Source organism: Mitsuaria sp. TWR114, assembly GCF_007997345.1.
Map to the genome: position 1 here is coordinate 1 of NZ_VOSR01000088.1, position 8447 is coordinate 8447.

Sequence of the window (8447 nt, forward strand, 5' to 3'; positions counted from 1 at the left end):
GGACCGCGCCGCGCTGGACGCGCTGATGGCCAGCGACCCGTTCGTCGTCCACGGCCTGGTGGATGTCACGGTGCTGGCAGTCTCGCCAGCGCTGCGGCATGCGGACTTCCCGGCGCGATGGGCGGCCGCGGCCCAGGCGGTGGCAGCCGCCTGATCTGACCGCAGGGCGCCCTAGGTGCTGATGGCATTGGTGAAGGTCAGCCGATTCCCGAAGGGATCGGTCACCGAGACGTCCTTGGATCCCCAGGGCGTCTCTTCCAGCCCGGGACGGGCGTACCCATAACGCCGGCCGATCAGTTCCGCGTGGAAGGCCTCGATGTCGTCCGTCTGGATGCGCAGTGCCGCACCGGGGCAGGCGTCGCCGTGATGTTCCGAGAGGTGCAGCACACAGCCGTCCCGGGACACCTGCAGGTAGAGCGGCAGCCCCGGCTCGAAGCGGTGGTCCCAATCGACCTGAAAGCCGAGGAACTGCACGTAGAACTCCAGCGCCTTGGCCTCGTCGAAGATGCGCAGGATCGGCGTGGTGTGGCTGAACTTCATCGGCGTGACTCCCCGGGCTTTCTCTTGGAGCGTCGGATCCTATCCGACCGTGCATCCGAGGAAGGGGCGCACCGCGCTGGATCGCCACGGGCGCGCCCGTCTAGTCCTCGTCCACGCGAATCACCTGCTCGGCCGCCTGGAGGTAGGCCAGCGCCGCCTCGGGATCACGCGCCCCCTTCGCCACCGCTTCCAGCGATCCCGCGCGGCGCAGCGCCTTGTTGAGTTCGGGCACTTCGTCGCCGAGCTGGTCCGCCGCCTCGAGCGCCCGCATCAGGTCGAGCAGGCCGCCGCGCATCGGGCGCGAGACGTCGGGGCACAGGCGGCGCATCAGCGCGGGTTGCGTGCGTAGCGCATCGGCCAGCGCGATGGCCTCGCGGTCGCGCAGCGGCGCCAGGTGGCCGGTGCCGTGCAGGATCAGCGGCGCCACCGCACGCAGCGCCGCGGAGGGCAGGTTGGCGTAAAGCTCGCGCAGCAGCGTCGCGGTCTCGTGCAGCTGCAGGCGGATCGCCGCCCGCGCGACCGGCAGCATCGCCGGGTCGTTCTCGACTTCGTAGCGCCACACGCAGGCGGCCGCGAGGTAGAGGCCGGCGAGCACGTCCCCCAGCCGGGCCGACAGCAGCTCCATGCGCTTGAGCTTGCCGTCCAGCAGCCCCATGGCCAGATCGGCCGTGAGCGCGTAGCGGGCGGACAGCGAGGTGATGAGGCGCGCCTCGGCGCGCAGGTCGGCGGGCGGCTCGCCGCGCAGCGGCGCATGTGCCAGGCTGCGCCAGAGATTGCGCATCACATGGCCGACATGACCGACCAGCGCTCGGCCCAGCCGCTCCGGCTCCTGCGCCTGCACGGCCGCCATCTCCTCCAGCACGAACGGGTGGCAGCGCGTCGCACCCTGGCCGAAGATGATCAGCGCCCGCGACAGCAGGTTGGCGCCTTCCACCGTGATGGCGATCGGCGCATGCCGATAGGCCACGCCCAGCAGGTTGCGCGGCCCGGCGATGATGCCCTTGCCGCCGAGCACGTCCATCCCGTCGTTGACCGCGCGGCGGCCCGCCTCGGTGAGCTGCACCTTGAGGATGGCGCTGGCGACGCTGGGCCGCTCGCCGTCATCCAGCGCCGCCGCGGTGTAGCGGCGCGCGGCATCGGTGGCGTAGAGCCGCGCGGCCATCTGCGCGGTGATGCCGGCGATCGCGTGGAATCGTCCGATGGGCAGGCCGAACTGCTCGCGCACCTGGCCGTAGCCGTTGACCACGAACAGCGCCGTCTGCTGCATCGCCGCGCCCAACGCCGGCAGCGAGATGGCCCGACCGGCGGCCAGGCATTCCATCAACATGCGCCAGCCCTGGCCGACGCGCGCTTCGCCGCCGATCACCCAGTCCATCGGCACGAACACGTCCTCGCCGCGGATCGGACCGTTCATGAAGGCCGAATCCATCGGCCGGTGGCGGCGGCCGATCTCCATGCCCGGCGTGGGCACCGGCAGCAGCGCGCAGGTGATGCCCAGTGCCTGTTGCCCCTCGGGGCGCGACGGATCCACCGCCTGGAAGGCCAGCCCCACGACGCTGGCCACAGGCGCCAGAGTGATGTAGCGCTTGTCGAATCGCACGCTGAAGCCGCGCACCGGCCGGCCGTCGACCAGGCGCTCGGTGAGCACGCCGCGGTCGGGGATGGACGCGGCGTCCGAGCCGGCATACGGCGAGGTCAGCCCGAAGCAGGGCAGCTCCCGCCCGTCGGCCAGACGCGGCAGGTAGTGCTGCTGCTGGGCCGGCGTGCCGTAGCGCAGCAGCAGCTCGGCCGGTCCCAGCGAGTTCGGCACCATCACCGTCACCGCGCAGGCGGTGTTGACGGTCGCGATGCGGGTCACGACTTCCGCGTGGGCGTAGTGGCCGAAGCCCAGCCCGCCGAATGCCTTCGAATGATCATTCCGAAGAAGCGGTGCTCGCGCAGGTACTGCCACACCTGCGGTGGCAGGTCGCCGGCCTCGTCGATGGCGTGGTCGTCGAGCATGCCGACCAGCGTGCCGACCTCCTCGTCCAGGAAGCGGCGTTCCTCCTCGGTGAGGCGGTTGGGGCCGCGCGCGATCAGCGCGTCGAAATCAGGCTGTCCGGCGAAGAGCTGGCCCTCGAAGCCGACGGTGCCGGCCTCGAGCGCGGCGCGTTCGGTGTCGCCCATCGCCGGCAGGGCCTTGGCGAAGGGCGCCATCGCCAGGCGGCCGAGGAGTCGGTGCAATCCCATGCGGCGAGCCTAGGCCCGCGCGTGCGGCGACGAGGTCGGCCTGGGGCGCGTGTGCGCGTAGGACGCGAGGCGGTGTCGGGGGCGGCTGCCTCAGCGACCGCCCGGTCGGGCCGCCTGCGGCGAACTGGCCGGATTCGCCGCATTCGTCGGATTCGCCGGGGCGACGCCGATGGGGATCACCCGCACGCCGGCGGGCGAGGCCTTGGCATCGGGCTGCGGCGGCGCCTGGACGCTCATCGCGGGCGCACGGTGGCGCGGGGCCGACAGCATGTCCACGGCGGCTTCGCGCAAGCGGGTCGCGAGGACCAGCCCGGCGATGGCGAGGACCACGGCGGCGACGCCGGCGACGACTTGAACGGGAGAGAGGCGCATGAGGAGCAATTGGGGAAGAGGAGGGGCGCGAGCGCGCGATCGATGGCCGCGGCCTAGACGACGCCCAGCGCGCCCAGCACCCCGCCGCCGAGCACCAGCCACACGATGCCGATCTTCGTCCGCATCGTCAGGACCACGGTGGCGACGATCATCGCCAGCGTCGCCCAGCGATGGCCGGGCTCGACCAGGTAGGGCGCCGCGAGCAGCCAGCCGGTCGCGATCATCAGGCCCAGCGTCAGCGGCGCCATGCCGACGGTGAAGGCGCGCACGCCCAGGTGCTCGCGGTTGTTGCGCGCCCAGCGGGTGGCCGCGACGACCAGGGTCGTCGACGGCAGCAGGATGCCGGCCATCGCCGCCGTCGCGCCGAGCAGCCCCGACACGTTGAGGCCCAGCACCGCGACGAACAGGATGTTCGGCCCCGGCGCGGCCTGCGCCAGCGCGATGGAGCTGGTGAAGCTCTGGTCCGTCAGCCAGTGGCGCTCGTCCACCAGGTAGCGGTGCATGTCGGGCGCCGTCGTGATCGCGCCGCCGATCGACAGCAGCGACAGCATCAGGAAATGCAGCATCAGCGCGCCGAGCTCGGGCCAGCTCAGCGTCCCCATCAGCATCTGGCTGAGCGCCGGACTCATGGGCGGGCTCCGGCGCGGCTGCGCTTGAGCGCGATCAGCGCCAGCGTCATGCCCAGGCCACCGACGCTCAGCACGATCCAGAACAGCGGCAGCTTGAGCCAGACCGTCGCGCCGAACACCAGCGCCGCCAGGGCCAGTCCCGGCATCAGGCCGACCGGGTTCTTCTTCAGCGACGGCAGCAGCTTGAAGCCGGTGGCCAGGATCAGCCCGGCCGACACCGCGCCCATGCCGCGCAGCGCGCCGGTCATCCGCGGCGATGCCAGCCAGGTCGTCGACAGCGCCGCCAGCACCAGCACGATCACGGCCGGGAAGGTCATCATCCCGGCCAGCGCCACCAGCGCGCCGCGCAGGCCGAAGAAGCGGTCGCCGATCATCAGCGAGATGTTCACGACGTTCGGCCCGGGCAGCACCTGCGCCACCGCCAGCGTCTCGACGAATTCCTCGCGCGACATCCAGTTCAGCCGCTCGACCAGTTCCCGCTGCGCCACCGCCAGCACGCCGCCGAAGCCCTGCAGCGCCAACCAGCTGAAGGCCCAGAACAGATGGGAGAGGGAGCGGGGCCGCGCCAGCGCGACCGGTGCCGCGTCGCCGCCCTCGCGGTCCGCGGCGGCGCGGCCGTCGGGCCCGCTCACCGGTGCACCTTCAGCGCATCCGGATTGACGATGTTGGTCGGCTTGCCCGCCATGTAATTCAGGACGTTGTCGAAGGCGGCGTCGAAGTACATCTGGTAGCTGTCCTGCTCGACGTAGCCGATGTGCGGCGTGCACACCGCGTTCTCCAGCCGCAGCAGCGGGTGACCCTGCAGGATGGGTTCGGACTCGAACACGTCGACGGCGGCCATGCCGGGGCGGCCGCGGTTCAGGCCGGACACCAGCGCGCCATCGGCGACCAGTTCCGCGCGCGAGGTGTTGACGAACAGCGCGGTCGGCTTCATCCGCGCCAGGTCCTCGCCGGTGACGATGCCGTGGGTCTCGTCCGATAGCCGCAGGTGCATCGACAGCACGTCGGCCTGCTCGAAGAAGGCCTCGCGGCTGTCGGCCGCCTGGTGGCCGTCGGCCTGGGCGCGCAGCCGGGAGGCCTCGCTGCCCCAGACCAGCACCTGCATGCCGAAGGCCTTGCCGTAGCCGGCGACCAGCTGGCCGATCTTGCCGTAGCCCCAGATGCCCAGCGTCTTGCCGCGCAGCACCATGCCCAGGCCGAAGTTGGGCGGCATCGAGCCCGATTTCAGCCCCGACTGCTGCCACACGCCGTGCTTGAGCGTGGCGATGTACTGCGGCAGGCGGCGCATGGCGGCCATGATCAGCGCCCAGGTCAGTTCCGCGGGGGCGATTGGCGAGCCGCCGCCCTCGGCCACCGCGATGCCCAGCCGCGAGCAGGCGTCCAGGTCGATGTGCTTGCCGACCCGGCCGGTCTGCGAGATCAGCTTCAGCTTGGGCAGCTTTTCCAGCAGTTGGCGCGAGAAGTGGGTGCGTTCGCGGATCGTTACCAGGACTTCCGCATCCCGCAGCCGGATCGACAGCTGGCCGATCCCCTTGACGGTGTTGGTGAAGACCTTGGCGTTCAGCGCGTCCAGCTTGGCGGCGCAAGGCAGCTTGCGCACGGCGTCCTGGTAGTCGTCGAGGATGATGATGTTCATAGGCGTGCGGGCACCGATCCTACTCGCCTGAAACGGCCGGCCCAAGGCCATTGGGCGAGCGTCGTGCAACAGATCGGAACAGGCACTAGCATCGCGCCCGCTTCGCATCCCAACCGCTTCCAAGACGAGGAGATCTTCATGGACATGTACGCCGCGACCGTGCCGGTGTTCGATCGCATGCTGGCCAACATGCAGACCTGGATCCGCACCGCGCGTGATCACGCCATCGCCAAGGGCTTCGACGAGTCCGTCTACCTGACCCTGCGGCTGGCGCCGGACATGCTGCCGCTGCCGCGCCAGGTCCAGATCGCCAGTGACGCGGCCAAGAGCGGCGCCGCCCGCCTGGCCGGCATCGAGGTGCCGAGCTGGCCCGACACCGAGGCCTCGCTGGAGGAACTGCTGCAGCGCATCCAGAAGACGCGCGACTTCCTCAAGACCGTCAGCGCCGAGCAGATCAACGGCTCGGAGACGCGCTCGGTCAGCGTGCCGCGCCGCGACAAGGAGCCGCTGCAGTTCCAGGGCCAGGACTTCGCGCGCTTCTTCAACCTGCCCAACTTCTACTTCCACGCGACGACGCTGTACGCGCTGCTGCGTCATGCCGGCGTGCCGCTGGGGAAGATGGATTTCCTGGGACAGCCGAAGTAAGGGTCAGCCGAGCAGTCTCCGCAGCAGGCTCTTTCCCTGCTCGAGCTGCCGGTTGAGCATCAGCAGCCGGGCCTCGGCTTCCGCCTGGTTGAAGGCCCGCGCCACTTCCGTATAGATCGCCGTCCGCAGGTGCCACAGGTCCTGCGGATGCCGCGCATGGACGATGTGGCGGCGCAGGGCGTTTACCCGCTCCAGCGCCGGGGCATCGGCCTCGTCGGCCAGGTCCGCGACGCTGGCCCGGAACGCCGTCCGCAGCTTGGCCATCGCCCGGGCGCTCGCCTGGGGCCGGCGACCTTCGCCGGGCCACAGCCGCATCAGGCTCAGGAAGATCGAATCCCCGTTGCGCCGCCGGACCGGCGCGTCGTTCATCGCCGCGCCGCCGGTGCCGCCCAGGCGGCTGGCCGGTGCCAGCCCGCTCGGGTCGTCGGCCGCCCGTGTCTCCAGGTCGTCGAGCTCGACGGCTTGCGCCTCCTCGACGATCTCATCCCAACCCGACTGGCTCCGTATCGCCTTCATGCTGCGTTCTTCTTGGCGTGGTGGATCGAACGCGCGTCCCTCGACGTCCCTTTCCGGGCCTGCTCATCGCGCGGCGTCCCGGCTTCGAGGCCAGGATCGCGGGGCGATTGTGGAAGTCCGCCTTGTCCCTCGAAGCCTGGATAAGGCGGTGACGGGGCCTGCAAATCGTGCTCAAGTTCTCGCTCCGGCGGCCGATAACGGGCCAGATGGGCGGGTCGCCGGTGTCCGCGGCGCGCCCAGGGCGGGAGCTTCCAGGCAGGGAAATGGACGGTCGGCACCGTCCATTTGCCGGGATTCCCCCGGGAACGCGCGGACACAATCCGTACAGGCGGCCTCAGGGCCCGCGCCGGCTCGTCCGGCCGTGTCCGCCAGGCCGTCCCACCGTGCCCCGAAAGCCCGATCCCATGGACATCGCCCGCCCCAGCATGCCGAACTTGAGCGTTCCCGCCCACCTGGCCCAGGAATGGGAGCAGCTGCTGATCCGCGCCCGCGAGGGCTCGCTCCCGCTGCCGGAGCTGATGGATCGCGGCAACTTCCTCCAGACCCAGCAGCTCGGCGACGCCGCCGCCCACCTGTACGAGACCTGGCTGGCGCACGAGGGCCAGCCGCCGGCGGCCCGCCTGGTGGCGCTCTACAACTGGGGCACCGTGCTGGGCAACATCCAGCAGCATGAGCGCGCCGAGCAGGTCTACCGCCAGGCGCTGGCGATCAGCCCGGGCTTCGCCCAGGCGCGCCTGAATCTGGGCCATCAGCTGGAGCACCTGGGCCGCGTCGACGAGGCGCTGGCCGCCTGGCAGGCGGTCTACGACGCCACCGGCCCGATGGAGGCCCTGGGCGCGGACACCGACGGCCTGCGCACTCACGCCTTCAACAACGCCGCCCGGCTGCTCGAGCTGCAGCGGCGCTACGAGGAGTCCGAGGCGCTGATGGTCCGCAGCCTCACCCTCAATCCCGAACAAACGGACGTGATGCAGCATTACGTCCACATCCGCCAGAAGCAGTGCAAGTGGCCGGTCTACCAGCCCTTCGGCGAGGTGACCCACAACAGGCTGCTGATCGCGACCTCGCTGCTGGCCACGCTGAGCGCCACCGACGATCCCGCGCTGCAGATGGGCGCCGCCCAGCGCTTCGTCCACGAGAAGGTGACGAAGCAGAAGGAAGCGCTCTGGAAGCATCCGGTCTCGGTCGCCGCCCGCCAGCAGGGGAAGATCAAGATCGGCTACCTCTCCGGCGACCTGTGCATGCACGCGGTGGGCCTGCTCACCGCCGAGCTCTACGCGCTGCACGACCGCGAGAAATTCGAGATCCATGCCTTCGACTGGAGCCGCGAGGACGGCACCGCGCTGCGCAAGCGGCTGCTGATGTCGATGGACAAGGTCTGGCGCCTGAACGCGATGGACGATGCCACCGCCGCCAAGCTGATCGCCCAGGCCGGCATCGACGTGCTGGTCGACCTGCAGGGCCTGACCAGCGGCGCCCGGCCCAACATCCTGGCCCACCGGCCGGCGCCGGTGCAGGTCAGCTACCTGGGCCTGCCGGCGACCTCGCTGCTGCCCGGTGTGGACTGGATCATCGCGGATCGCTTCGTGATGCCGCCCGAATACCTGCCGTACTGCTCCGAAAAGCCCATCTACCTGCCGCACTGCTACCAGGTCAGCGACCGCCAGCGCGAGGTCGGCGCCGATCCGACCCGGGCCCAGTACGAGCTGCCCGAGGACGCCTTCGTCTTCTGCTCGTTCAACAACAACCACAAGATGAACGCCGAGATGTTCGGCGCCTGGATGCGCATCCTGCACGGGGTGCCGAACTCGGTGCTGTGGCTGCTGGCGGACAACGAATGGGCCAAGGCCAACCTGCGCCGCGAGGCCGAGGCCGCCGGC

General features: G+C 70.5%; 10 protein-coding genes. 2 read left to right on the forward strand and 8 right to left on the reverse strand.

Annotation, left to right across the window (positions count from 1 at the left end):
- Positions 1-171: 171 nt before the first annotated feature.
- From FUT87_RS04705 to FUT87_RS04730, 7 genes are all read right to left on the reverse strand, one after another.
- The gene (locus FUT87_RS04705; RefSeq protein ID WP_147240228.1) at positions 172-540 is read right to left on the reverse strand and encodes a glyoxalase superfamily protein; all 369 of its coding nucleotides are present in this window, start codon (positions 538-540) and stop codon (positions 172-174) included.
- Positions 541-640: 100 nt separating this feature from the next.
- Positions 641-2491, reverse strand: a complete 1851-nt coding sequence (locus FUT87_RS04710; RefSeq protein WP_255511663.1) for an acyl-CoA dehydrogenase — start codon at positions 2489-2491, stop codon at positions 641-643.
- Positions 2395-2769, reverse strand: coding sequence for a hypothetical protein (locus FUT87_RS30330; protein WP_255511664.1), 375 nt, complete (start codon positions 2767-2769; stop codon positions 2395-2397). Before FUT87_RS30330 ends, FUT87_RS04710 begins: the two co-directional genes overlap by 97 nt.
- 90 nt (positions 2770-2859) lie before the next feature.
- The gene (locus tag FUT87_RS04715; RefSeq protein WP_147240229.1) at positions 2860-3141 is read right to left on the reverse strand and encodes a hypothetical protein; all 282 of its coding nucleotides are present in this window, start codon (positions 3139-3141) and stop codon (positions 2860-2862) included.
- Between the two features lie 53 nt (positions 3142-3194).
- Positions 3195-3770, reverse strand: a complete 576-nt coding sequence (locus tag FUT87_RS04720; RefSeq protein WP_222617046.1) for a chromate transporter — start codon at positions 3768-3770, stop codon at positions 3195-3197.
- On the reverse strand, positions 3767-4402 hold the full coding sequence (locus FUT87_RS04725) for a chromate transporter (RefSeq protein ID WP_147240230.1): 636 nt from the start codon (positions 4400-4402) through the stop codon (positions 3767-3769). Before FUT87_RS04725 ends, FUT87_RS04720 begins: the two co-directional genes overlap by 4 nt.
- Positions 4399-5406 carry a D-2-hydroxyacid dehydrogenase family protein gene (locus FUT87_RS04730; protein ID WP_147240231.1) on the reverse strand — a complete coding sequence of 336 codons (1008 nt, stop codon included), beginning with the start codon at positions 5404-5406 and terminating at the stop codon, positions 4399-4401. The genes FUT87_RS04725 and FUT87_RS04730 overlap by 4 nt, the downstream gene beginning before the upstream one ends.
- Positions 5407-5544: 138 nt before the next feature.
- On the opposite strand from FUT87_RS04730, the gene FUT87_RS04735 reads away from it, so the two are divergent.
- Positions 5545-6051 carry a DUF1993 family protein gene (locus FUT87_RS04735; RefSeq protein ID WP_221210991.1) on the forward strand — a complete coding sequence of 169 codons (507 nt, stop codon included), beginning with the start codon at positions 5545-5547 and terminating at the stop codon, positions 6049-6051.
- Between the two features lie 3 nt (positions 6052-6054).
- Here FUT87_RS04735 and FUT87_RS04740 read toward each other — a convergent pair whose 3' ends face one another.
- Positions 6055-6567: a hypothetical protein gene (locus FUT87_RS04740; protein WP_147240233.1), complete on the reverse strand. Its 513-nt coding sequence runs from the start codon at positions 6565-6567 to the stop codon at positions 6055-6057.
- 404 nt (positions 6568-6971) lie between these two features.
- Here FUT87_RS04740 and FUT87_RS04745 point away from each other — a divergent pair.
- Positions 6972-8447, forward strand: a 1476-nt coding sequence (locus FUT87_RS04745) for a tetratricopeptide repeat protein (RefSeq protein ID WP_186830360.1), incomplete at its 3' end; no start/stop codon positions are given.

What these genes read in the sequence shown, in the direction of transcription:
- FUT87_RS30330 (WP_255511664.1), bottom strand. Translation starts at nt 2,769, where the DNA reads ATGGGATTGCACCGACTCCTCGGCCGCCTGGCGATGGCGCCCTTCGCC.
- FUT87_RS04740 (WP_147240233.1), bottom strand. Translation starts at nt 6,567, where the DNA reads ATGAAGGCGATACGGAGCCAGTCGGGTTGGGATGAGATCGTCGAGGAG.
- FUT87_RS04715 (WP_147240229.1), bottom strand. Translation starts at nt 3,141, where the DNA reads ATGCGCCTCTCTCCCGTTCAAGTCGTCGCCGGCGTCGCCGCCGTGGTC.
- FUT87_RS04735 (WP_221210991.1), top strand. Translation starts at nt 5,545, where the DNA reads ATGGACATGTACGCCGCGACCGTGCCGGTGTTCGATCGCATGCTGGCC.
- FUT87_RS04720 (WP_222617046.1), bottom strand. Translation starts at nt 3,770, where the DNA reads ATGAGTCCGGCGCTCAGCCAGATGCTGATGGGGACGCTGAGCTGGCCC.
- FUT87_RS04730 (WP_147240231.1), bottom strand. Translation starts at nt 5,406, where the DNA reads ATGAACATCATCATCCTCGACGACTACCAGGACGCCGTGCGCAAGCTG.
- FUT87_RS04705 (WP_147240228.1), bottom strand. Translation starts at nt 540, where the DNA reads ATGAAGTTCAGCCACACCACGCCGATCCTGCGCATCTTCGACGAGGCC.